The following is a 21,103-nucleotide window of genomic DNA, read 5'->3' as shown; positions in this document are numbered from 1 at the left end:
ACAATCCCGCCGCTTCTCACCGGGGAACCGCATGCCGCTGAACGTGAACCCCTCCCACCGCGACAACGACCGCTTCAACGTGTCGTTCAAGGCGCTGGGCGAGCTGATCGAGACGGTCGGCACGCCGCACTTCGTGCCGCGCCTCACGCAACTGCTGAACGACGTGGTGCCGCTCGACGTCGCGCACGTCGAACGCTCGCGCGTCGACGGCACGATGCCCACAGGCTATCGATGCGAATGGATCGGCAGCAGCGGCATCGGCACCGCGACGTCGGACATCTCGGACGTGATGACGCTCTACTACGAGCGCTTTCTCGACAGCGACCCGCTGTTCGCGGGGCTGCGCGGCAAGACGGGCACGATGCTCGTCGTGCGCGACATCGCGGCGATCCCGCCCGGCGAATTCCGCCAGCGGCTGTTCGACGACGTGCATATCGGCCACGAATGCGTGCTCGCGCGCGGCACACGCTACTCGCAGCATTCGATCGCGCTGGAGCGCGGCCGCGACCGGCCGCCGTTCACGCTGGCCGAGATGAATCGCTTTCGCAGCATCAGCGACGTGCTGTTCCCGCTGCTCGAACTGCATGCGTCGACCACCGCCGTGCGGCGCGTCGCGCACCCGACGCCCGAAGTCCATCCGCTCGCGCAGTTCGATGCGCGGATCGCGGCCGACGGCGTGAAGCTGTCGAAGCGCGAATACGAAACCTGCAAGCACCTGATCTCCGGCAAGACGGTGCCGGAAACCGCCGGGATCCTCGGCGTGCGCGTCGCGTCGGCCGAGTCGTACGTGAAACGCGCGTTCGCGAAGCTCGGCGTGCGCACGAAACGCGAACTCGCTGCGTGGGGTTCGGCCACCACCGCGTTCCCTTCCGCCGGATCGCAAGACGGCGCCGCGCCGCCCCGCGATCGCGCGCTGACCTGGCCAGGCCGCGCGACCGCCTATGGTTGCGCCGTGTCGATGCGGCGGCGCCACTCGCATCGAGACCCGTCGATGTAAGCGTTGCGACTTCAAGATCTTCGCGCAGGCGTTCTCCTCTACCAGCAGCCGATCGCTTCACACCAGAAAGAAGATACGGCCCCAAGCCCCACGAACTGAACCAGCCGATGGGCGGCAACGAGATGCCGCGCTTTGGCGGCATCGCCACGGTATGCGGTTGCCGCAGGCCGCGACGACCGACGGCCTCGACGTGTGCTTCGTCGGCGTGCCGCTCGACCTCGGCACGTCGAACCGCTCGGGTTCGCGCTTCGGCCCGCGCCAGATCCGCACCGAATCCGTGCTGCTGCGCCCGTACAACATTGCCACGCGCGCAGCGCCGTCACTGTCGATGTGCCGCCGCTTCCGCCTCGGTATCGTGATACTCGGTAAACGCCGTGATCTTGCCGTTTTCGATCGTGATCAGATGCACCCACTCGTCCTCGTACGTGCGCCCGGTCGAGTGGACATACCAGCGTTGTGCGCCGAGCACGACGACCCGGTTGCCGCTGGCGATGAACTCGAGCGGCTCGAACCGTTCCACGGTCTGCGTCGACGCAAGCGCCCCGAAGAACGCCGCGACCTCTTGAGGCCCATGTCGTCTGCCTGCGAACGGAATGATGCCGGTCGGCCCTGGTATGAACCAGTCGACGCTTTCGGATAACGTCTGCAGGATGCCGTCGATATCGGCCCTGCCGAACGCCGCGTACGCCTGCTGCACCAGTTGAACGTTGCTTTGCTCGGTCATCGTGACCTCCCGTCATCGCCGGTTGCAGCGTTGCGGCGCGATGCCCGGGCTGCAGTCATTTCAGCATAGTCGAACCGCAGCGCGACACACTTAGGGTTGGCGAGCAATCGAGCGGCGCCGATTTGATATGAGCAATCCGGGGCGCCACTATCCCGCCGCTACGATGACATGCGTCAGCATCTTGCCGGCCACCGGCCCGTCGCCGGCGGCATTGCCGCGTCACTTCCGCGTCGCCACGACGAACAGGCGCGGAAACGGCAGCAGCACGGTGCCGTCGCCGAGTGCCGGATAACCGTTCGGACCGGCGAGCGCCTCGCGATAACGCGCGAGGAACGCACGCTGTTCGCCGTCGTCGAGCGCCGCGAGGAACGGCCGCAACGCACTACCCTTGAACCATTCGACGACTGCGTCCGCGCCGCCGCGCAGCGGGTGGTAGTAGGTCGTGCGCCATACGTCCACGCGCGAACACAGCGGCGACAGCAGCGCGTAGTAGTAGCGCGCGTCGAACCGTTCGGTGCGCGCCGCGCCTTTCAGCTTGTCCGCCCACGGCCCGGCCGCGGCGACTTCGCGCATCAGCCGGTGCGCGGGTTCGTCGAGGTTGTCGGGCATCTGCACCGCGAGATGGCCGCCCGGCGCAAGCCGGCCGACGAGCATCGGAAACAGCGTGTCGTGCGCGGGCACCCATTGCAGCACCGCGTTCGACAGGATCAGGTCGTAGCCGCCCGGATCGTCCCACGCGGCCACATCGGCGATATCGAAGCGCAGTGCCGGCAGGCGCTTGCGCGCGGCCGCGATCATGTCCGCCGATGCGTCGATTCCGTGGATCGTCGCGTCGGGTGCGCGTGCGATCAGCGCTTCCGTCGAATTGCCGGGCCCGCAGCCGATGTCGATCGCGGTGCGGATCGGCGTGCGCGGCACGGCGGCCAGCAGGTCGCGCACCGGCCGCGTGCGCTCGTCCTCGAATTGCACGTACTGGCTCGCGTATTGATCGAGTGGGGTCGTCACGATGGTTCTCCTTGTCGGCATGGGCGGCGCCGCTGCATCCGGGCGCGGGATGCATGCGGCCGCCGATGCAGCGCATTCTGCGACTGACGCCGCACTTCAGTAAAATGAATTTAATATCGTTATTGATTCAAATTTCTGATGAAAATCGATACGCTCGGTGTACAGGCTTTCGTCGCGATCGCCGACGGCGGCAGCTTCAGGCAGGCGGCCGACACGCTGCACGTGACGCAAACGGCGATCACGCAGCGGCTGCGCAAGCTCGAGTCGTTTCTCGGCGTCGCGCTGGTCGAACGCACGACGCGCCGCACCACGCTGACCGAGATCGGCCGGCGTTTCCTGCCGCAAGCGCGGCGGCTGCTGAACGAACTATCCGATGCGCTGACCGAAATCCGCGAGACGGGCCTGAGCCAGCGCGGCGACGTCACGATCGCGTGCGTGCCGACGGTCGGCGTGCAATACCTGCCGCGCATCCTGCGCGCGTTCTCCGGGCACCGGCCGCACGATCGCGTGAAGATCCTCGATCACGCATCGGCATCGGTGCTGCAGGCCGTGCTGCGCCGCGAAGCCGAATTCGGCATCAGCATCGCCGGCGACCAGCACCCCGAACTTGTCAGCGTGCCGCTCACGCACGACCCGTATGTGCTTGTCTGCCGCGACGATCATCCGCTCGCGAAGCGGCGGCGCATCCGCTGGGCGGCACTGCAGCCGCATCCGCTGATCTTCGCCGGCGAAGTGAGCGGCAATCGCGGGCTGCTCGAAGGCGCGCTGAAAACCAGCGGCGTGTCGCTGCACTCGTTCTACGAAGTGCAGCGCAGCTCGACCGCGCTCGGGCTCGTCGCCGAAGGGCTCGGTGCGGCCGTGGTGCCGAAGCTCGCGATCCAGAAGAACGCGTATCCGATGATCCGCACGATCGAGCTCGTCGAGCCGTCGGTGTCGCGCACGCTCGTGCTCGTCACGCGCAAGAGCGCGCAACTGTCGCCCGCGGCGCGGGCGCTCTACGACATGATCGTCGAGCGCGCGACGCCGGGGCGGTGATTCGCGAGCGCGATGGGCATTGCGCTTGCCGCCACCCAGAGCCTGAAGCTTGGTTCGAAGTACTCCAAGCCATACACGCGGCCACGAAGTGCCATGACGTCCTTGTCGAGCCATCGTATGCCCCTCTGAGGCAACCGGAGGCGTAGCGCGACCACCTTAGCTAACGTCCACTTTGATCAAGAATTCGTACCCATGGCGACAACCGCTCTACTCCAATATCTGGAGCTCGCCCTATCCACAGCCCAGGCAGGACTCGCCTTCTCGAAAGATCGATTCGACATCGAACGTTTCCACAAACTTCGGCAAGCCACCGCCGATCTCATTGCCGATCATTCGACCTGTCGGTCGAACACATTTCGGACTGGATCAATCTTGATCGAGACTACCCGACGCCAAAGCTCGACGTTCGCGCGCTGATTCTCGATGACGATCGCCATGTGCTGCTGGCCCAAGAAAGCACGAACGGCCGACAGACGCTTCCCGGCAACTGGTGCGACATCAATGAATCACCCGCCGACGCAATCGTTCGCGACGTCGCGGAGAAAACGGGACTCAAGTTCTCACCTTCCGGACTTCTCGCGCTGATGAACCGAAAAAAACATCCGCATCCCCTCGGATGCCCAACGCGCTAAAGGCCTTTTTTATTGCTCGAATCGAGGCAGCGCGTTATTACGGGGGACGGACGAGGCCATCGCGTCCGGCTACCTCCCGCCGAACGCCTTGCCTCCGCTCTCTGAGCATCGCATTCTGGAATCACAAATCCGCCTGTTGCACCAGCGGACGAGCGACGACGTGGCAAGCAGTCATTTCGACTGGTGAACGCACGATAGATGCGTCCGGAACATGGTTTGCGGGTTTAAATCGACCAGAATCGATCGATCAACGATGATACTTGTCTCACATACCCGACGATGTATCGAAAGTAGCCAGAAGGTGCTCAACGAATGTCCTCACCTTGGCCGGCAAGTGACGACGGCTCGGGTATACAATGCCGATAACGGGAGCAGGAGACGAATATCCAGTCAACACTGACTTCAACTCCCCATTTTTAAGCTCCGACTCAATCAATGCCGGCGGAACAAAACCGACCCCAGTTCCAGCCAGGATCATCTGCACAAGAAAATCCACGTTATTGACTACCAGCACTGGTTTGCAATCCAACCTTACTGTACCGCCATGGCCGGTGATTTTCAGTCCAGGCCCACTGGAATGCAAACCAGAAGCCTTGATATACGAATGGCCTATCAGTTGCTCAGGATGCAGCGGCTCACCACATCGCTCTAGGTATGCGGGCGATGCGCAAGCGATTAATGGGTCATGACAGATAGGGCGCGCGATGAAGCTCATATTCGACAACGTCGACAGATCGATAATACCGACATCGTATCCGTCGCGGACAAGGTCGAACGGGCGATCTAGAAGGATTGGAGAAATCGATACGTCGGGGTATGTGTTGTGATAGCTGCACAAACACGAGGCAAGGTATCGAAGCGAGAAGAAAGACGAAACCGCAACGCGCAATGTCCCAATCGGTTTCAGTGAAGGCTCCGATATGGAGCGCTCAAGTTCGTCTAGCTTCACCAGAATGTTCCGCATTCTCGCATAGTAGGTCCGCCCGAATTCCGTAACCGACACACTTCGCGCCTTGCGAACAAGAAGTTGTGCTCCTATTTGCTTTTCGAGCCAAACCACATTGCGGCTGATCGCCACATCAGAGATGCCTAATCGGTTGGCAACCCGCACAAAACTCTCGTCTTCCACGACCTGCAAGAAGAAACGTACGGATTGAATTTTGTCCATCTTGCATCTGATCCACTTAGGTTTCCCGGACCAGGTATAGAGCGAGTTTTCCGTCGTTTCGATCGCGGCCGTAAGACTCAATCAACGTCCGCAAGTCATCGTCGGTGATTGCCGCTTCCATCCTTAAGATATTCCGCGAGAGGGGCGCCTTATGCGCTTGCGCGTACCGTTCACGGCAAATTCAGGAAAGCAGAACGATTTTTCCGATCGTCCGCCCGCTCATGATCGAGCGATGGGCATCTGCGGCGCGATTCAGCGGAAACGTTTCGCTAACGATGACGCGCAGTGTGCCGGTCGCTGCTGCGATGATCAGCCTCAGGCGCGCCGCGTAACGGATATCCTGCCCGGGATCGGCGCCAGGAACGCCGCCAAGCAGCTTCACGCCCGCACGGCTTCCCCGGGCAAACCCGGCGATCGTCGCAATGCGTGAGCGATCGGAAACTACCTCCAGCGACGTGTCGATTGCTTCGTCGGATCCCACCATATCCGCAGCCGCATTGACACCTTGAGGGGCTGCAGCCCTGACTCGATCCGCCAAGCCTGGTCCATATGCGACCGGGATCGCGCCGAGTTCGCGCAACACGTCGTGCTTGCCGGGACTCGCGGTCCCAATCACCGTCGCGCCCCGCGTCACGGCCAATTGCACTGCGAGATGACCTACGCCGCCAGCCGCGCCGTGAATCAACACGGTCTCGCCCTCCTCAAGCGCGACGGCCTCCAACGCATGAACCGCGGTAGTACCCGCGGCAAGCGACCCGCCGGCCTGATCCCACGGTAGATTCGCGGGCTTGGCCAGCACCGACGACGCGGGAACGACTAACTGCGTTGCATATGCGCCCGGCGCACGATACACCAGCACCTCGTCGCCCACTGATATCGGGCCGGTTGGCCCCACGGCCTCTTCCCCCGTGGCCGTCACGACACCGGCCGCTTCGAAGCCGATTCGGAGCGGTAGATTTGCCGGATTGGTGCCGAATCCACCGCCATAGAGTTTGTAATCGATCGGATTCACCCCTGACGCGCGAATCGCGACACTCACCTGACCATGGCCAACTTTCGGTACCGGAACCTCACGCAGGGCAAGAACCTCGGGGCCGCCGTAAGCCATCGCGACGACAATCCTCACACTCTCGGAGGTCTGGTTTTCATATGCTTCGGAGCTCATCGTTTTTGCCTTGTCATCATCTTCGAATTTCAAGCCGCAACACCTGACCGGGATATCGATGCGATCTCGACGTCATTTCATTGGGCCGCGTTATCGAGACACCCCAAGCTTTCCGCTCCCCCTGGCAATACGCTGATCGATACTGAACACGCCCGCACCATTTGCAACGATCTGCAGCAGCCCGCCAGCAATGGCCACATCCTTGAAGAAATGGAAAAGCTGATTCTGATCGCCTAGCGCATGGTGGAAGATCAGCGCGGTGACCACCGAATAAACGGCGAGTAACGCAGCCACAAGGCGGACTCGATAGCCGGCGACGAGAAGACCGCCTCCGGCCAGCTCGAGAATCAGTGCCCCCAAAAAGCCGAGCGTAGGCGCCGGCAGGCCGAGCGACGAGATATAGCCGATCGTCGCCCCGGGGGCCGCGAGCTTGCCCAGTCCGCTGATCAGGAAGAGGAGTGCGATCAAGACACGCCCTACCAGCGGAAGGGCCAGCGTGAGATTCGAGTTCTTCGTTTCCATGAAATGCAATCCCAATCAAATTTAAAAAATATGAACTGCTCGAACTTCCCTTATCTCAGCGCGCTCGCCAATCCGACGCGCTGCCGATTCGATCGATTTCGGCCTCGCCCTTTCGGAGTGCGTCGACCGACGTGTGAACAGAGTAATTGCCGACCACGAGATCGTACGGATGAGGAACAGCGGAGCCCACGAGAATGTCCGCGTCGCTTCCGGCCGTGAATACGATCGTGCCGTCGGATTCATCGAACACGACCAGATCGCTACCGATCGACATGCCGTTGGCCGCCACCGAACCGGATCCCGCATGTGCCCACGCGACCGTCTGCCCAGACGGCGGCTGAAATCGCCAGGTTTTGCCGGCCCGCAACCGGACATGCAGCAAGGTGATGCCTTCCGTCGATGCAACGGGACTCCGAACGCCGGCGAGATCGCCAAAAAGCACGCGCGCTGGGCCGACACCGGGAATCGATCCAGCGGGCACTTGTTGACTGAACGCGGAACCGTTCTCCTGATCGGGCGGCAATGCAATCCAGACTTGATAGCCTCGGAGGCGTTCGTTTCCGACGGCGCTTCCGTCATGCCAGACGCCATTCCCGGCCTGCAACCATTCCACGTCGCCTTTCCGCATGATTCCCGATGCACCGGTCGTATCCTGGTATCGTGCCTCGCCGTTCAACACTATGCTGGCGGTCGCGATGCCCGAGTGAGGATGAATCCTGAACAGTTCGTCGCGTGTCGGCGCGAAATCGAAGTAATCGACGAAGACGAACGGCTTGATTCGCCGCCCGATATCCGTCGGGCTGACCAGCCTCAGGATGGAACCCAGCTGGTAGCCAGCAGTGCGCAGCGTGATCCTGCGCACCCGAGGGGCGGCGACCGGCTGCTCGATACTGTCGACGAGTGAACTCATCATGTCCTCCCGCAATTGCGATACGGTCAGATTAAGTCGTTGACCTCGGAACGGATAGTCGATATTTTTCGATGAAACCCATCCGATTCCCAGATACATGCTCGAAGCCCTCTCGCTCGACCAGTTGAGGACCTTTATTGCCGCGGCTGACGAAGGCAGCTTTTCGGCTGCGGGCCGAAAGCTGCGGCGCGCCCAGTCGGTCGTGAGCCAAACGCTCGCGAACCTCGAAGCGCAGCTCGACATTCAGTTATTCGACCGCAGCAGCCGCTATCCACGGCTGACGGAAGAAGGCAGAGCGTTGCTCGCGCAGGCGCGTCTCGTGGTCGGCAGCATGGATTCGTTCAAATCGCAGGCACGCGCGATCGCGGAAGGGCTGGAGCCCGAACTCTCGGTCGTCATGGACGTGATGTTTCCGATGGAGAAGCTGACTCATGCCGTCGGCGGATTTCGCATCGCATTTCCCGACACGCCGCTGCGCCTCTACGTGGAAGCATTGGGCGCGGTGGTGCAACCCGTGCTCGACGGCACGTGCAGACTCGGCATCAGCGGCTCGATGCCCGACGTACCCGAGACCGTCGGCGCCGAACACCTGCTCGAAGTACCCATGGTCACGGTCGCTGCCCCGACTCATCCGCTCTCGCGGCATGAACACGTGATCCAGTCCGACGAGCTGGACGAGCATGTTCAACTCGTCTTGACCGATCGCAGTGCTCTGACCGACGGGAAATTGTTTGGTGTCTATTCATCGCTCACGTGGCGGCTGGCCGATCTGGGTGCCAAGCACGCATTCCTGAAGGCGGGGTTCGGCTGGGGGCACATGCCGGAAGCGATGGTGCGGGACGATATCGACGCCGGACGTCTCGTCAGATTAAGCCTCGGCATCCTGTTTCCTCGCATCCATGCAATGCCGATGCTGGGGATATACCGCAAAGACACGCCACCGGGGCCAGCGGGTCGATGGCTGCTCGAACAGCTCAAAGTTCCCTGCTAGCAGGCCCGGCGCGTCGCGAATCGAACGCGATACGGCGTGTGCGTGATCTTCGTTGCGGCCTTCCTTGGCATATCCCGCCCATGAAGCTAGGGATATCGAACGAGATTGCGCGAAGGAAGCGGCCCTCCTGGAAATTGGAAGAGCCGTCCACCGGTGACAAGCGTGCCGAGATCGATCCCGAAAAAGTCCAACCGCTCGATCAACTGAGCGACGGTGGCCTTCGCGGCCACGTCGTCGCCTGCATAGAACAAAACGCGCTGCCCGCCCTCCGCACGAGGATCGCTGGACAGTAATATCGGCTTCAAGTGATTGAAGGCTTTCACCACTTTGGCGCCGGGAACCCATTCCCGAAACACCTCGCTCGATGTGCGCCCACCCAAATCAGCTACGTTGAGCGGCATCCCCTCCAGTGGGTTGTTGGTGTCGATCACAGTGCGGCCGGCAAAATTGGGCAATCCCGCCAACGCCGTGGATAGCTTTGACCAATTTACCGCCACGAAAACAATTTCCTGAGCAGCAGCTTCTTCACGAGTACCGGCTTGGATGGTCGGACCAAACCTGTCGACCAGTTTCTGGAGTGATGCCGGTCCGCGGCTATTGGCGACGACGGCGTGTATTCCTTTTCGCGAGAGCGCTTCGGCAATCGCGGATCCGATTGCACCGGCACCGATTATTCCAATCTTATTCATCAGGATTCTCTATTCCTTACATCACTATTTACAGAGGTTAATTTCGTCGTCGGCGCGTCGCCAATCATTCGACGAGGTCTTCGTCGATGCGTTTGCGCCACCCGTCGATGGACATCTCAGTCTATGCAGACGCATGGATCATGAGCAACTCTGATTTCTCGATGGTTTCCATCGAGAAATCAGATGCCCCCAAAAATGTTGACGGTCTGGTCACAAACAACGATCCGTCCCGATTAATCGGGCTCATCCATCGTATTCCGAGATAGGCTGCATCGATATATTGTGGATACCTCAGCAAGCTGGCATGTGAGATAAGTATCACCGTTGATCGATCGATTCCGGTCGATTGAACCCTGTCAACCTTGTTCCGGGCTATCTATCGTGAATCTACTGCACATTGATTCAAGCATCCTCGGCGGCCATTCGGTTAGCCGCATCCTTTCCGCCGACATCGTCGACCGCCTGATCGTCCTGCATCCCCGAATTCGTGTCACGTATCGCGATCTTGAAAAGGACCCCGCGCTTCACCTGTCCTCGACGCATATATCCGCATCCCAGGGGAACGCCAACAGCGACGAAGCTTTGGCTAAAGACATCGCGCTTGGCGCTCAGTATCTGGACGATCTCTTCTCGGCGGATTTCATCGTGATCGGATCGCCGATGTACAACTTCTCCATTTCGTCCCAGCTCAAGGCATGGATCGACCGTATCGTCGTGGCCGGGAAGACGTTCCGTTATGGTCCGAACGGACCGGAAAGCCTTCTTCCGGAGGGGAAGAAAGTCTTCATCGCATCTTCCCGCGGTGGGCAATATACCGGCAACAGCCCGTCACGCGTACTGGATCACCAGGAAAGCTATCTCACCGGCATTCTGTCATTTATCGGACTGACCGATGTCACGATCGTCCGTGCGGAAGGATTGGCGCTCGGCGATGAAGCGAAGAATGCCGCAATTACGAAAGCTAAAAAAGAGATCTCTGAGTTCGCTTTCTGATTGAAACCGAACGGCTTTTTCATAGACTGATTATCATTTTCTACAAACAACTTACTCACAATATTTTTTAAAACACTGCATCATCTTAGTGAAATCAGGCTTCCCTCCCGCTTCGTTTCGATGTATTGCATCAATTTTCCCCGGTGCCTCGGTTGTTGGTTTCCCCTTGGGGCCTGTTTTAACAATGCTTGATCGCCCTCGGAACCACAACCTTTTCCGACCGGCTTGCCGGTCGGTTTTTCTATGACTCGCGCGACACACATCTCCGGTGTCCTTCGGTACAGCGTCGTCGCTCGACTCGTCGATGCACTCCAGCGTGATCTCACCGCCTCCGCCGCGTACGTAATGGAGACGACCCGCTTTCGTGGACACGGACTATTCTGACAAGGAGGAGGTACGGATCAACTCACGGCACGGTTAGCCTGGCGCTGGCTCACCGAGGTGGCCCAAAATCCGTTCACCGCCTGCTGATCGATTGTCTCATCGGACCCCGATTCGTCGGCCGGACCGACAACGTGACAGTGCCGTCTCCGGTGCGAATTTTTAAACCCGTCAAAAACTGTATGGATCACGGATTTCCGGTCCGGACATTGAACGGGATCGGTGTTTGTGCACGCGGGAAAACGGGAGCACGACACGACCCCGAGCGGCAACGCGGACACCCGGCTGCACGAAAGCCGCCGGGCGGAGCAAAGAATGGAGAAAACGAGCAGCCGGGGCCGCTGCATCGCGCAACCTGCGCGCCGCGCGGATCACGTCACTTCGCGTTCAGTTCCTGCCAGCGCCGGTAGACACCGATCGCGTCGCCGTGCTTCTGCTGCACCATCGGCAGCCGCCGCTCGCCGATCGGCTTCGCATATTCTGCATAAAACGTGTCGAGCTCGAAGTACTTGCGGTCGTCGCGGTAGAACGGCGCGTAGTCCTCGCGCGTCGTGATGTAGATCACGCGCTTCGGGCTGCAGTAGTACAGCGATCCGAGGCACATCGGGCACGGGCTCGCGAGGATGTAGATCTCGCAATCGGTCAGGTGTTCGGTGCCGAGCTTGCGGCATGCATCGCGCACCGCGAGGATCTCCGCATGCGCGGTCGGGTCGCTGGTCTGCGCGACGAGGTTCGGGCTCTCCGCAACGATCTCGCCGTCGCGGACGATCACCGTCGCGAACGGGCGTCCGCCCTCTTCCACGTTCTTCATCGCGAGATCGATCGTGCGTTTCACAAAATCCATGGCTGTGTCCTCGTAGAAACGGAATGGCCGGAACGTGCACCGGCCTGCGGCCGACGCACGTCGAGCGAACCTGTGCGGCGGCGCCGTTGCGGCGCCGCGCCTGCGTCGGTTCGGTCAGAACGGCTTGGTCGGCAGGTACTTGCCGTCGAGCGTAATCACCGCGCGCGAACCGCCTTCGGGATCGTCGACCTTCTTCACGTCGAGCCGGAAATTGATCGCGCTGATGATGCCGTCACCGAACTTCTCGTGAACCAGCGCCTTCAGCGTCGTGCCGTACACCTGCAGCATTTCGTAGAAGCGGTAAATGGTCGGATCGGTCGGCACGCGATCGTCGATGCTGCCGCGCAGCGGGATCGTCTGCAGCAGCAGCACCGCGTCGTCGTCGAGGCCGAGCTTGTCGGCAACGACGCGCGCGGCGCCGGCCGGCAGCGCGTGCTGGCCGAGCAGCGCGGCCGTGACGAACGCTTCGCTCAGGCCCGTGCCTTCGGTGAGCTGCGCGAACGACAGGTTCTTGCGCGCCTTCGCGAGAACGACGGTCTCCGCAAGCGCGTGGCGGGCGGTCTGGCTGTGCTGGGACTGGATCATGGCAATACCTCGTGGTTGGGTGGGAGCGATTCAGGCCGCGACGGGAAGCGTCGCGGGCGTGGCGCGGACGTCGGGATGGTCCGCCAGGGAGACGAACCGGCCGGTCGCGCCGTCATGGGCGTCGATGCAGCCGGATTCGATGTCGTAGACCCAGCCGTGCAGCACGAGACGCCCTTCTTCGAGCGCGAGCCGCACGGCAGGGTGCGTCTTCAGGTTCGCGAGTTGCGCGACGACGTTCTCGCGCACCATCGAGTCGATCCGCTCGCGTTCGCTGCGATGCGTGCGCGCCTCGTTCACGACGCGCGCCGAATCGGCGTAGCGCAGCCAGTGGCCGACGGCAGGCATGTGGTCCATGCACTGGCAGGTCGCGATCGCGGTCATCGCGCCGCAATCGGAATGCCCGCAGATCACGACGTCGGTCACGCGCAGCGCGGCCACCGCGTATTCGACCGAGGCCGACACGCCGCCCGGCTCGGGGCCGTACGACGGCACGATGTTGCCGGCGTTTCGGATCACGAACAGATCGCCCGGCTCGCGCTGCGTGACGAGCTCTGGTACCAGCCGACTGTCCGAGCACGAGATGAACAGCGCACGCGGGTTCTGGCTGCGCGCGAGATCGCGGAACAGCGCGGCACGCTCCGGATAGGCGTCGCGCTGGAACTTCAGAAAGCCTTCAATGATGTCCTTCATCGCGTGTCCTCCGGTGTGGGTGAAATCGATGAAGGGCAGGTTACGCCGGACTTCCAATAACGTAAAAGACTGATTTATGATCCATCGGATAAGCAAAACTTATAGGAATCGCGATGCTGCTGCGCCATATCAACTACTTCCTGGCCGTCGCCGAACACCGCAGCTTCACGCGCGCGGCCGCCGCGCTGCACGTATCGCAGCCCGCGCTGTCGCAGCAGATCCGTCAGCTCGAGGAGACACTCGGCGCGCAACTGTTCGACCGCACCGGGCGTGTCACGCGATTGACTGACGCCGGCAACGTGTATTTCCGCTATGCGCGGCAGGCGCTGCACGATCTCGCGGAAGGCCGGCGCGCCATTCACGACGTGCAGGATCTCAGCCGCGGCTCGCTGCGGATCGCGGTCACGCCGACCTTCACGAGCTATCTCGTCGGGCCGCTCGTCGAGGCGTTTCACGGCCGTTATCCGGAAGTGTCGCTGTCGGTACGCGAGATGTCGCAGGAACGCATCGAGGCGCTGCTCGTCGATGACGAACTCGATGTCGGCATCGCGTTCGAAGAGGTGAATACGGCGGATATCGAAGCGGAAACGCTGCTGGTCGAGACGCTCGCGCTCGTCGTGAACCGTCGGCACGCGCTCGCCGGGAAACGCAGGGCCGGCCTGCGCGCGCTGCACGACGCGCCGCTGGTGCTGCTCACGGCCGAGTTCGCGACGCGCGTGCAGATCGACCGTTATTTCCGCGAGCACGACGTGCGGCCGCGTGTGCTGATGGAAGCGAATTCGCTTGGTGCGGTGATCGAGATCGTGCGCCGCACGAATCTCGCGACGCTGCTGCCCGCGACGATCGCGACCGGGCACGACGATCTCGTTGCCGTCGCGCTCGATCCGGCCGTGCTGCGGCGCACGGCGGTGCTGCTGCAGCGCAAGGGCGCGTACCGGAGCGCGGCCGCGCGTGCGTTCGTCGAGCTGGCGCTCGCGCAGGGGGCGGGGAAAGCGAAGGGAAAAGGCAATTCACGCCCGGCGCGCCAAAAGGCGGCCGGAAAATGAACGCCTGCGTCGAATCGAATCGACGCGAAGAAACGCGTCAGTTGTAGCCGAGAATCGCCACCGCCGCGACGTCCGGCCGATCGTGCGTATTCCCGACGAGCGATGTCATCGGCTCCTGCAACACGGCCTGATACGACGTCACGCGCGCCTCTTCCGCTACGCCCGCTTCGTCCGGTGCCGGTTCGTCGAACGCGTCGAAACCGCTGAAGAACCCCGATTGCTTCTGCGAAAAAGTCATCTCCACTCCTTTGATATGTCGTTGATGTTCTAGCCGACCTGCTTCAACGCCGCCGCCTGCACAGGCGCGCCGTCATGCACGGCCTCCGATCGCGCAAGCTGCGCGCGCGTGCGCCGCGTGATGTGAATCACCGCGAATACCACCGGCGCGATCAGCAGGCCTTCCGCCAGCTCCGGATCGACCGGCAGGTTCATCACGTGCAACGCCTTGAACGCCGCCGTCGCGAGCGACAGCACGTAGTACGAAATGGCTGCCACCGACAGCCCTTCGACCGCGTGCTGCAGATGAAGCTGATTGCGCGCGGTGCGCTCCATGCCCGCCAGCAGGCGCGTCACGTCCTTTTCCTGCGCGAGGTTCACGCGCGTGCGCAACAGGTCGACCGCGCGCGCGATCCGCGCGGCGATCTGCTCGTGGCGCGCCCATACGCTGCGGCACGTCTCCATCGCCGGCGCAAAACGCCGCTCCATGAATTCGGCGATCGTCGGCATCCCTTCGATACGCTCCTCGCGCAATTCCTGGATGCGCGCCAGCACGAGTTTTTCGTACGCTCGCGACGCACTGAAACGCGCGCCCGATCCCGACAGCGATTCGACCCGCACCGCGAGATGCGTGAGCTTGACGAGCAGCGCCGCGTCGTCGCCGTCGGCGCCGCTCGCGTCCATCCGCTGCATCAGCGCATGCAGTGCCGCGTGGATCTCGTCGAGTTCGCGGCTCATCCGGCGCGCGACCGGCAGCGCGAGCAGCGCCATCATCCGGTACGTTTCGATTTCGTACAGACGCTGCAGCAGGCGGCCGCCCTGCTCCTCGCGGAAATCCTCGTCGACGACGAGAAAACGCATGAAGCCGTCGTCGCGCACATGCCAGTCGCAGAACACCTTGCCGCCGCCGAGCACGTTGCTGCCGACGAGCGCGGGCCCGTCGATCCAGCGACGCAGGTCGCCGCAGACGAGCCGCGCGGCATCGCCCGACAGCAGTTCCATCCGCACCGCGACGAAGCGGATGCCGGCCAGCCGCGCGAACCATGCGGCCGGAATGCCTTCGATCGCGAGATCGTCGAAATAGCCGGTGTCGCGACGCGGCGCGACGAACGTAAAGGTCGAGAATTCAGTGTGACGTTCCCACTTCAGGTGCCAGCCGCACGGCGACTGCACCGCATAGTGCGTCGCGCCTTCGTGCGGCGCGGCAATGCCGGTGTCGCGGCACAGTGCGTGCAGCAGCGTTTCGTGGATGTCGGGCTCGCCGTCCGCATAGATCGCGTAATGCGTGAGCGACACGGCTTCGGCAAGCCGCAGGAACGGCCGCGCATGCAATTCCGCGGCCAGTGCGGCGCGCAACGGATGGTCCATCATCGATACACCACTCTTCCTGTTCAAGCCTGCGTGCCGGGCAAAACGCCAGCGTGATTGCACTATGGCAGACACACAGCAACAATAAAAACGCATAATGCTGATCGTTACGTTCAGTTTTCCTGATACCCATGAAGATGCTCGATCACGACGTGCTGGCCACCGTCGTCGCCGTCGCGGAAACCGGCAACATGACCCGCGCCGCCGAAGCCGTGAACCGCTCGCAGTCGGCCGTGAGCATGCAGATCAAGAGCCTGGAAGACGCGATCGGCCGGCCGCTGTTCGTGCGCAAGCCGCGCAGCATCGTGCTGACGCGCGAGGGCGAGGTGCTGCTGGGATTCGCCAGACGAATGCTGGCGCTGCGCGACGAGGCGTGGGCGGCCGTGGTGCGGCCGGAAGTGACCGGTAAAGTGGTGATCGGCGTGCCGGACGACTATGCGTCGTCGCTGCTGCCGTCGGTTCTGAAGAAATTCTCGGCGACCTACCCGAAGGTCGAGATCCAGGTGATGGGGCTGCCGAGCAGCGCGCTCGCGCCGCTGATCAAGGACGGCACCGTCGATCTCGTGTGCGGCACACGCATCAAGGGGCTGACCGGCGACTTCATCCGCCACGAGCCAATGGCGTGGGCCGCGATGACGAACGGGCCGCGCGTGTGGGAAGAGCGGCCGCTGCCGATCGCGGTGTTCATGCCGGGCAGCGTCGCGCGCGAGAACGCGATCCGCAGCCTCGAACGCGCGAAGGTGCCGTATCGCACCTCGTATGAAAGCCCGAGCCTGCTCGGGCTGCTCAGCATGGTCGAGGCCGGCCTCGCGGTCGCGCCGCTCGCGCGCTGCGCGATTCCCGCGCAACTGTCGATGCTCGGCCGCTCGCACGGGCTGCCCGACCTGCCGCCGCTCGAACTGATTCTCGCGCGCAGCACGAAATCGAAGCGGCCGCCGTGCGACTTTCTCGCGGAACAGTTGATGGAAGACCTTCAGCGGCAGACCGGGCAAACCGGCGACGCGTGATCAGCGCGTCGCGCGAAACCCGGCCGCGGCCAGCGCCGCGTTGACGTTCGCCGCGACCGCATCGACGAGTGCCTCGAGCGTATCGCCGCGCACCTGCGCGTGTTCCGGCGCGACATGCTCGATGCGTCGCCAGCCCCACTGCGCACCCGACGCGACCGACAGCGTCGCGCCGAACCGGTTGCCGTGACGGCGGCCGAAGATGCTCACGCGCCGCTCGTCCAGATACGCCTGCTCGGGCAGACAAAGGCCGATCTCGACTGCGACCTGATCGGAGTCGTTGACCCGTGCGGCCGGGTTGACCGCCGGCGCGAACACCTTGCCGATCCGCAACGTCACGCAGGTTTCCCACGCCGCGAGCGGCCCGCCGGCCGCGTCGACGCGCTCGGTGTCGACCGACCACTGATGCCCGTCGGGCACGACGATCGCCTGATGCAGCAACATTTCGGCCACGCGCACCGTCGTCACGAGCTGCCGCGCGAGCTGCCGGCCCGACGGCAGCGACGCCGTCCGCGCGCGGCGGCTTGCCGGCCGCGCGCTATGCACTTCTTCCGTGAGGTACATGGACACTCCATATTCAGGATCGGCGCCGCACGCGACGCGGCGCACGAACATCCGCCGCCCGGCGGGCGGACAGCACCGCGACCGACGATCCGGCGGCGAATCAAACGATCAACAAGCAACCGACGCGCAATAATCGTTCCCCGATTCACCGGGGCTGCGGCCCGACGCGCAGCCGGCGCGCGACGGGCCCGATCACCGCATCGGCCTGCTGCGCGATCAGCATGTGCAGCGTGAAATCCAGATCCTCCGGCGCGATCTCGAAGTGCACATGGATCACGTCGCGCACGGTGCGCGCGCTGACGACATACACGCCGAGCGGCGAATGCAGCAGCGCCGCGAGGCGGGCGCGCGCGAGTTCGCCGGAGTCGGCCGTCAGCGTGACGGGCAACTGCAGGCGCAGGCGCGGCGGCGGGAACGGAAGGACGGTGTTGCGTGCGCCGGCGCGCACCTGGCGGCCGGCGACATCGAAGGCGGGAACGGGATGGATGAAGGTCATGGAGCGGACGGAAGCCGTCTCGGCTGTTCGACACATACCCAGCTTAGAAGACCGCGCATAAACGCCGTGCAAAAAAACGGCGCGGTAGTGCAAAAAACGGCATGCGGGGTGCAGGCCGCGTCATCGTCACCTTCGCTCTGCCCATCCTCACCGCTACCGCCGACGACCACGTCCCGTCACAACCGCCCCGCCTCCGATACACTGTGCGCGGCCTAGACAGTCGGCTCCGGCAATCGCCGCCGCCCCGGCACCTGCCCCATTGAACGCGCCCCCGGCGACACGATCCGCCGGCCGGCCCGCACGGCGCACCTCCCGATCACGATCCGATGGAGTCTCGCTTGAAAACCTGGCGCCGCACGCTGCTTGTCCTTGCCGCCGGCCTCCTCGCCGCCGCCTCCACATCCGCCCGTCCTGTCTGCACCGTCGTCGCCGATGCCGCCACCGGCCGGATGCTCGTCCAGCAAGGCGATTGCGCGACCCGCGTCACACCGGCGTCGACCTTCAAGGTGGCGATCAGCCTGATGGGCTTCGACGCCGGCTTCCTGAAGGACGAACACACGCCGACCCTCGACTTCCACGCAGGCTATCCCGATTGGGGCGGCGCCCCGTGGCGCGAGCCGACCGACCCGGCGCGCTGGATCAAGCTGTCGATCTTCTGGTACTCGGAACAGGTCGCACAAGCGCTCGGGCCGGCACGCTTCCAGCAGTACACGAACGCATTCGGTTACGGCAATACGGACGTGACCGGCAAGCAGGGCGAACTCAGCGGCGCGATGGGCGCATGGGTCAATTCATCGCTGCAGATTTCGCCGCTCGAACAGGTCGCGTTCATGCGCAAGATCGTGCACCGGACGCTGCCCGTCAGCACGCACGCGTACGACATGACCGAGCGCATCACGCTGATCGACGCGCAGCCGGACGGCTGGACCGTGCACGGCAAGACGGGCACGGGCTCGCCGGGCCTCAAGTACGACGCCGCGCACGCGTACGGCTGGTTCGTCGGCTGGGCGACGAAGGGGCCGCGCACGCTCGTGTTCGCGAACCTGATCCAGGACGACAAGCGGCAGACGCCGAATGCGGGCTTGCGCTCGCGCGATACGTTCCTGGCCGCGCTGCCGGCGCTCGCCGAACCAGCCCGGCCGCAATGAGCGCCGGCCCGCGCAACGCGCGGATCGACCTGCTGCGCGGCGTGTCGATCGTGCTCGTCCTGCTGCATCACTTCAACATCGCGTATCCGCTGCGCGACACGGCGCTCGCGCGCGTGCTCGGCTGGGACACGGTCCATGCGATCGTGCGCAACGGCAACTACGGCGTGACGATGTTCTTCGCGATCTCGGGCTACCTGATCACGTCGAATGCGCGCCGCCGCTGGGGCAGCCTCGGCGCGCTCGACGTGCGCGCGTTCTACGTGTCGCGCATCGCGCGCATCGTCCCGTGCCTGCTCCTGCTGCTCGCGCTCGTCAACGGCCTCGCGGCGGCCGGCGTGCCGATTTTCACGAACCATGCGCCGCAGGGCGTCGCCGTGTCGTTCTGGCTCGTGAATCTCGCGTCGCTCACGTTCTGGATGAACGTGCTGATCGGCGCATACGGATGGGTCAACTACGCGCTCGGCGTGCTGTGGTCGCTGTCGGTCGAAGAGGTGTTCTACCTGTCGTTTCCGCTGCTGTGCATCGCGCTGCGCCGCGACGCGCGGCTGTTCGCGTTCTGGCTGCTGATTGCCGCGATCGGCCCCGTGTACCGCTTCACGCATCCGGGCGACGAAGGGGGCTTCCTCTATGCGTACTTCGCGTGCTTCGACGGCATCGCGATCGGCTGCTGCACTGCATTGCTCGCCGAACGCGCGCGCTGGCAGGCGCTCGCGGCAGCGCCCGTGCAATGGCTCGCGGCAGCGGCGATGACGGCGCTCTATCTCGCGTGGCCGATCGCGCAAAGCCATGTGATCGGGGTATCCGCGATGGCGCTCGGCACGGCCGTGCTGCTGATCGGCGCGCAGGCGGAACGCGAACGCGCGCACGGCCGCGCGCTCGCGCCGCTGTGCTGGAGCGGCCGGCTCAGCTACGAGCTGTATCTGTTCCACCTGATCGTGCTCGGCACGCTGCGCACGTTCTGGCCGCCGTCTGCCACGCATGGCGACGGCAAGCTGGCGTTGCTCGTCGCGTATCTGGTGCTGTCGGCCGGGTTAAGCGCGGTCATCGCGCGCGGCTATGCGATACCGCTCGATCGTTTCATCAAACGGGTCGCGTCGCGGCCCGCGGTGCGCGTGCCGGACGGCGCGCGCTTCTAGCGCTTCGTCGGCGATCCCTGTCGGACACGGCTGGAAAAGGAAAAACCAGCCGGCCTGACCGCAAGCCCCACTTGCGAAGAATGGAAATTGGAAGGATCAGTATGACTTATGAAAGAAACCGGCGCGGCCGCGTCAACCGGCGTGTTCGGCGGCAACGCCGCGCACGGTCACGATGCGCGCAGGCGGAATATTTGCCCAGACGATTCGACTGCCGCAGGCAACGAATGCCGAATCGCCCAGCGGATGACGGCCGGGCGAGCGCAAGTCGTATGTAAATTGAATCATCACGCCGTCGGCCGACAGCACGTGATGGCATTGCTCGACGATGGCCGTCACGTCCTCGCGCGGCAGCGTGCGCAGCGGCAGGCACGACACGATCGCATCGACCCGCGCGGCGGGCGGCAGCAGCCGTTCGAGCTGCCGCGCATCGCCCCACACGATCGACACGTCCGGAAAGCGTCGCCGCAGGTGCTGCACGAACGCCGGCGAACGCTCGACCACGACGAGGCGCCGTGGCGCGACGCCGCGTTCGAGCAACGCCGCGGTGATCGCGCCGGTGCCGCCGCCGAGTTCGACGACCAGCCCGTCGCCGTCCGGCACCGCGTCGGCCATCCCGCGCGCCAGATGCCGCGAACTCGGGCACAACGCGCCCACCGCGGCCGGGCGGCCGACCCACTCGCGCACGAACAGTGCGGAGACACGCCACGCGTTCGGCCAGATCATTGGCCGGCCTTGAGCGGTTGCGCCTTCGGCTTCGACGTGCCGACGACTGCGTGGAACGGGGCTACGGCGTC

Annotated in this window: 24 protein-coding genes and 2 pseudogenes; 11 read left to right on the top strand and 15 right to left on the bottom strand. The window is 63.7% G+C overall.

Annotation, left to right across the window (positions count from 1 at the left end):
* Nucleotides 1–31 precede the first annotated feature (31 nt).
* Nucleotides 32–898: pseudogene (locus MRS60_RS28230) on the top strand (helix-turn-helix transcriptional regulator); the annotation flags it as partial.
* Nucleotides 899–1,104: 206 nt separating this feature from the next.
* Nucleotides 1,105–1,316, top strand: a pseudogene (locus tag MRS60_RS28225) (arginase family protein); the annotation flags it as partial.
* On the opposite strand, the gene MRS60_RS28220 reads toward MRS60_RS28225, so the two are convergent.
* Both MRS60_RS28220 and tam read right to left on the bottom strand, forming a co-directional pair.
* A complete protein-coding gene (locus MRS60_RS28220) occupies nt 1,317–1,721 on the bottom strand; it encodes a nuclear transport factor 2 family protein (protein ID WP_034181912.1) in 405 nt (134 codons plus the stop codon).
* A 219-nt stretch (nt 1,722–1,940) separates the two neighbouring features.
* Nucleotides 1,941–2,726, bottom strand: coding sequence for a trans-aconitate 2-methyltransferase (gene tam / locus MRS60_RS28215; protein WP_243566026.1), 786 nt, complete (start codon nt 2,724–2,726; stop codon nt 1,941–1,943).
* 138 nt (nt 2,727–2,864) lie between these two features.
* On the opposite strand from tam, the gene MRS60_RS28210 reads away from it, so the two are divergent.
* The 3 genes from MRS60_RS28210 to MRS60_RS35235 all read left to right on the top strand — a co-directional run bounded on the left by MRS60_RS28210 (nt 2,865) and on the right by MRS60_RS35235 (nt 4,393).
* A complete protein-coding gene (locus tag MRS60_RS28210; RefSeq protein ID WP_034181910.1) occupies nt 2,865–3,761 on the top strand; it encodes a LysR family transcriptional regulator in 897 nt (298 codons plus the stop codon).
* Between the two features lie 192 nt (nt 3,762–3,953).
* Entirely contained in the window at nt 3,954–4,178 is a 225-nt protein-coding gene (locus MRS60_RS35240) for an NUDIX hydrolase N-terminal domain-containing protein (RefSeq protein WP_207921146.1), read from the top strand.
* A gap of 20 nt (nt 4,179–4,198) precedes the next feature.
* Nucleotides 4,199–4,393, top strand: coding sequence for an NUDIX domain-containing protein (locus MRS60_RS35235; RefSeq protein WP_207921147.1), 195 nt, complete (start codon nt 4,199–4,201; stop codon nt 4,391–4,393).
* 265 nt (nt 4,394–4,658) lie between these two features.
* Here the strand turns inward: MRS60_RS35235 and MRS60_RS28205 are convergent, their stop codons facing one another.
* The 4 genes from MRS60_RS28205 to MRS60_RS28190 all read right to left on the bottom strand — a co-directional run bounded on the left by MRS60_RS28205 (nt 4,659) and on the right by MRS60_RS28190 (nt 8,257).
* On the bottom strand, nt 4,659–5,561 hold the full coding sequence (locus MRS60_RS28205) for a LysR family transcriptional regulator (RefSeq protein ID WP_131949099.1): 903 nt from the start codon (nt 5,559–5,561) through the stop codon (nt 4,659–4,661).
* 181 nt (nt 5,562–5,742) lie between these two features.
* The gene (locus tag MRS60_RS28200; protein WP_243566025.1) at nt 5,743–6,759 is read right to left on the bottom strand and encodes an NADP-dependent oxidoreductase; all 1,017 of its coding nucleotides are present in this window, start codon (nt 6,757–6,759) and stop codon (nt 5,743–5,745) included.
* A 57-nt stretch (nt 6,760–6,816) separates the two neighbouring features.
* Entirely contained in the window at nt 6,817–7,248 is a 432-nt protein-coding gene (locus MRS60_RS28195) for a DoxX family protein (RefSeq protein WP_243566024.1), read from the bottom strand.
* Nucleotides 7,249–7,303: 55 nt separating this feature from the next.
* Nucleotides 7,304–8,257, bottom strand: coding sequence for a pirin family protein (locus MRS60_RS28190; RefSeq protein WP_243566023.1), 954 nt, complete (start codon nt 8,255–8,257; stop codon nt 7,304–7,306).
* Here MRS60_RS28190 and MRS60_RS28185 point away from each other — a divergent pair.
* Nucleotides 8,256–9,149 carry a LysR family transcriptional regulator gene (locus MRS60_RS28185; RefSeq protein WP_131949101.1) on the top strand — a complete coding sequence of 298 codons (894 nt, stop codon included), beginning with the start codon at nt 8,256–8,258 and terminating at the stop codon, nt 9,147–9,149. The genes MRS60_RS28190 and MRS60_RS28185 overlap by 2 nt on opposite strands.
* Before the next feature lie 86 nt (nt 9,150–9,235).
* Here MRS60_RS28185 and MRS60_RS28180 read toward each other — a convergent pair whose 3' ends face one another.
* Nucleotides 9,236–9,838, bottom strand: a complete 603-nt coding sequence (locus MRS60_RS28180) for an NADPH-dependent F420 reductase (RefSeq protein ID WP_243566022.1) — start codon at nt 9,836–9,838, stop codon at nt 9,236–9,238.
* A 381-nt stretch (nt 9,839–10,219) separates the two neighbouring features.
* On the opposite strand from MRS60_RS28180, the gene MRS60_RS28175 reads away from it, so the two are divergent.
* Nucleotides 10,220–10,831 carry an FMN-dependent NADH-azoreductase gene (locus MRS60_RS28175; RefSeq protein WP_131949103.1) on the top strand — a complete coding sequence of 204 codons (612 nt, stop codon included), beginning with the start codon at nt 10,220–10,222 and terminating at the stop codon, nt 10,829–10,831.
* Between the two features lie 757 nt (nt 10,832–11,588).
* Here MRS60_RS28175 and MRS60_RS28170 read toward each other — a convergent pair.
* The 3 genes from MRS60_RS28170 to MRS60_RS28160 form a co-directional block, all read right to left on the bottom strand.
* A complete protein-coding gene (locus MRS60_RS28170; RefSeq protein ID WP_034181908.1) occupies nt 11,589–12,056 on the bottom strand; it encodes a nucleoside deaminase in 468 nt (155 codons plus the stop codon).
* 114 nt (nt 12,057–12,170) lie between these two features.
* Nucleotides 12,171–12,641, bottom strand: a complete 471-nt coding sequence (gene cynS, locus MRS60_RS28165; RefSeq protein WP_072438272.1) for a cyanase — start codon at nt 12,639–12,641, stop codon at nt 12,171–12,173.
* A 30-nt stretch (nt 12,642–12,671) separates the two neighbouring features.
* Entirely contained in the window at nt 12,672–13,331 is a 660-nt protein-coding gene (locus tag MRS60_RS28160) for a carbonic anhydrase (RefSeq protein ID WP_243566021.1), read from the bottom strand.
* A gap of 113 nt (nt 13,332–13,444) precedes the next feature.
* Between MRS60_RS28160 and cynR the strand changes: the two genes are divergently transcribed.
* Nucleotides 13,445–14,377: a transcriptional regulator CynR gene (cynR, locus tag MRS60_RS28155; RefSeq protein WP_243566020.1), complete on the top strand. Its 933-nt coding sequence runs from the start codon at nt 13,445–13,447 to the stop codon at nt 14,375–14,377.
* A 37-nt stretch (nt 14,378–14,414) separates the two neighbouring features.
* On the opposite strand, the gene MRS60_RS28150 is transcribed toward cynR, so the two are convergent.
* Both MRS60_RS28150 and MRS60_RS28145 read right to left on the bottom strand, forming a co-directional pair.
* Nucleotides 14,415–14,615 (bottom strand): hypothetical protein, encoded by a 201-nt coding sequence (locus MRS60_RS28150; RefSeq protein WP_243566019.1) that lies wholly within the window; start codon nt 14,613–14,615, stop codon nt 14,415–14,417.
* 29 nt (nt 14,616–14,644) lie between these two features.
* Complete coding sequence (locus tag MRS60_RS28145) at nt 14,645–15,964, bottom strand: DUF3422 family protein (RefSeq protein ID WP_243566018.1); 1,320 nt, start codon at nt 15,962–15,964, stop codon at nt 14,645–14,647.
* A 128-nt stretch (nt 15,965–16,092) separates the two neighbouring features.
* Between MRS60_RS28145 and MRS60_RS28140 the strand changes: the two genes are divergently transcribed.
* Entirely contained in the window at nt 16,093–16,968 is an 876-nt protein-coding gene (locus tag MRS60_RS28140) for a LysR family transcriptional regulator (protein WP_034181902.1), read from the top strand.
* On the opposite strand, the gene MRS60_RS28135 is transcribed toward MRS60_RS28140, so the two are convergent.
* Complete coding sequence (locus MRS60_RS28135) at nt 16,969–17,529, bottom strand: hypothetical protein (protein ID WP_034182198.1); 561 nt, start codon at nt 17,527–17,529, stop codon at nt 16,969–16,971. It lies immediately after the preceding gene.
* A gap of 145 nt (nt 17,530–17,674) precedes the next feature.
* The gene (locus tag MRS60_RS28130; protein ID WP_131949106.1) at nt 17,675–18,025 is read right to left on the bottom strand and encodes a hypothetical protein; all 351 of its coding nucleotides are present in this window, start codon (nt 18,023–18,025) and stop codon (nt 17,675–17,677) included.
* Nucleotides 18,026–18,351: 326 nt separating this feature from the next.
* Between MRS60_RS28130 and blaOXA the strand changes: the two genes are divergently transcribed.
* A complete protein-coding gene (blaOXA, locus tag MRS60_RS28125) occupies nt 18,352–19,173 on the top strand; it encodes an OXA-1043 family class D beta-lactamase (RefSeq protein WP_432207842.1) in 822 nt (273 codons plus the stop codon).
* Nucleotides 19,170–20,309 (top strand): acyltransferase family protein, encoded by a 1,140-nt coding sequence (locus tag MRS60_RS28120; protein WP_243566016.1) that lies wholly within the window; start codon nt 19,170–19,172, stop codon nt 20,307–20,309. Before blaOXA ends, MRS60_RS28120 begins: the two co-directional genes overlap by 4 nt.
* Before the next feature lie 132 nt (nt 20,310–20,441).
* On the opposite strand, the gene MRS60_RS28115 is transcribed toward MRS60_RS28120, so the two are convergent.
* Nucleotides 20,442–21,032: a class I SAM-dependent methyltransferase gene (locus MRS60_RS28115; RefSeq protein ID WP_034181898.1), complete on the bottom strand. Its 591-nt coding sequence runs from the start codon at nt 21,030–21,032 to the stop codon at nt 20,442–20,444.
* Nucleotides 21,033–21,103 lie beyond the last annotated feature (71 nt).

The sequence above is a fragment of the Burkholderia pyrrocinia genome, assembly GCF_022809715.1.
GTDB lineage: Bacteria > Pseudomonadota > Gammaproteobacteria > Burkholderiales > Burkholderiaceae > Burkholderia > Burkholderia pyrrocinia_C.
The sequence above is the reverse complement of the archived record's forward strand: the minus strand, read 5'-3'. Positions and strand labels throughout refer to the sequence as shown.

Coding starts and splice junctions, on each gene's coding strand:
- MRS60_RS28220 (WP_034181912.1), bottom strand. CDS start 1,721: ATGACCGAGCAAAGCAACGTTCAACTGGTGCAGCAGGCGTACGCGGCG.
- MRS60_RS28210 (WP_034181910.1), top strand. CDS start 2,865: ATGAAAATCGATACGCTCGGTGTACAGGCTTTCGTCGCGATCGCCGAC.
- MRS60_RS35240 (WP_207921146.1), top strand. CDS start 3,954: ATGGCGACAACCGCTCTACTCCAATATCTGGAGCTCGCCCTATCCACA.
- MRS60_RS28205 (WP_131949099.1), bottom strand. CDS start 5,561: ATGGACAAAATTCAATCCGTACGTTTCTTCTTGCAGGTCGTGGAAGAC.
- MRS60_RS28195 (WP_243566024.1), bottom strand. CDS start 7,248: ATGGAAACGAAGAACTCGAATCTCACGCTGGCCCTTCCGCTGGTAGGG.
- MRS60_RS28185 (WP_131949101.1), top strand. CDS start 8,256: ATGCTCGAAGCCCTCTCGCTCGACCAGTTGAGGACCTTTATTGCCGCG.
- MRS60_RS28190 (WP_243566023.1), bottom strand. CDS start 8,257: ATGTATCTGGGAATCGGATGGGTTTCATCGAAAAATATCGACTATCCG.
- MRS60_RS28180 (WP_243566022.1), bottom strand. CDS start 9,838: ATGAATAAGATTGGAATAATCGGTGCCGGTGCAATCGGATCCGCGATT.
- MRS60_RS28170 (WP_034181908.1), bottom strand. CDS start 12,056: ATGGATTTTGTGAAACGCACGATCGATCTCGCGATGAAGAACGTGGAA.
- cynS (WP_072438272.1), bottom strand. CDS start 12,641: ATGATCCAGTCCCAGCACAGCCAGACCGCCCGCCACGCGCTTGCGGAG.
- MRS60_RS28160 (WP_243566021.1), bottom strand. CDS start 13,331: ATGAAGGACATCATTGAAGGCTTTCTGAAGTTCCAGCGCGACGCCTAT.
- cynR (WP_243566020.1), top strand. CDS start 13,445: ATGCTGCTGCGCCATATCAACTACTTCCTGGCCGTCGCCGAACACCGC.
- MRS60_RS28150 (WP_243566019.1), bottom strand. CDS start 14,615: ATGACTTTTTCGCAGAAGCAATCGGGGTTCTTCAGCGGTTTCGACGCG.
- MRS60_RS28145 (WP_243566018.1), bottom strand. CDS start 15,964: ATGATGGACCATCCGTTGCGCGCCGCACTGGCCGCGGAATTGCATGCG.
- MRS60_RS28140 (WP_034181902.1), top strand. CDS start 16,093: ATGAAGATGCTCGATCACGACGTGCTGGCCACCGTCGTCGCCGTCGCG.
- MRS60_RS28135 (WP_034182198.1), bottom strand. CDS start 17,529: ATGTACCTCACGGAAGAAGTGCATAGCGCGCGGCCGGCAAGCCGCCGC.
- MRS60_RS28130 (WP_131949106.1), bottom strand. CDS start 18,025: ATGACCTTCATCCATCCCGTTCCCGCCTTCGATGTCGCCGGCCGCCAG.
- blaOXA (WP_432207842.1), top strand. CDS start 18,352: ATGGAGTCTCGCTTGAAAACCTGGCGCCGCACGCTGCTTGTCCTTGCC.
- MRS60_RS28120 (WP_243566016.1), top strand. CDS start 19,170: ATGAGCGCCGGCCCGCGCAACGCGCGGATCGACCTGCTGCGCGGCGTG.
- MRS60_RS28115 (WP_034181898.1), bottom strand. CDS start 21,032: ATGATCTGGCCGAACGCGTGGCGTGTCTCCGCACTGTTCGTGCGCGAG.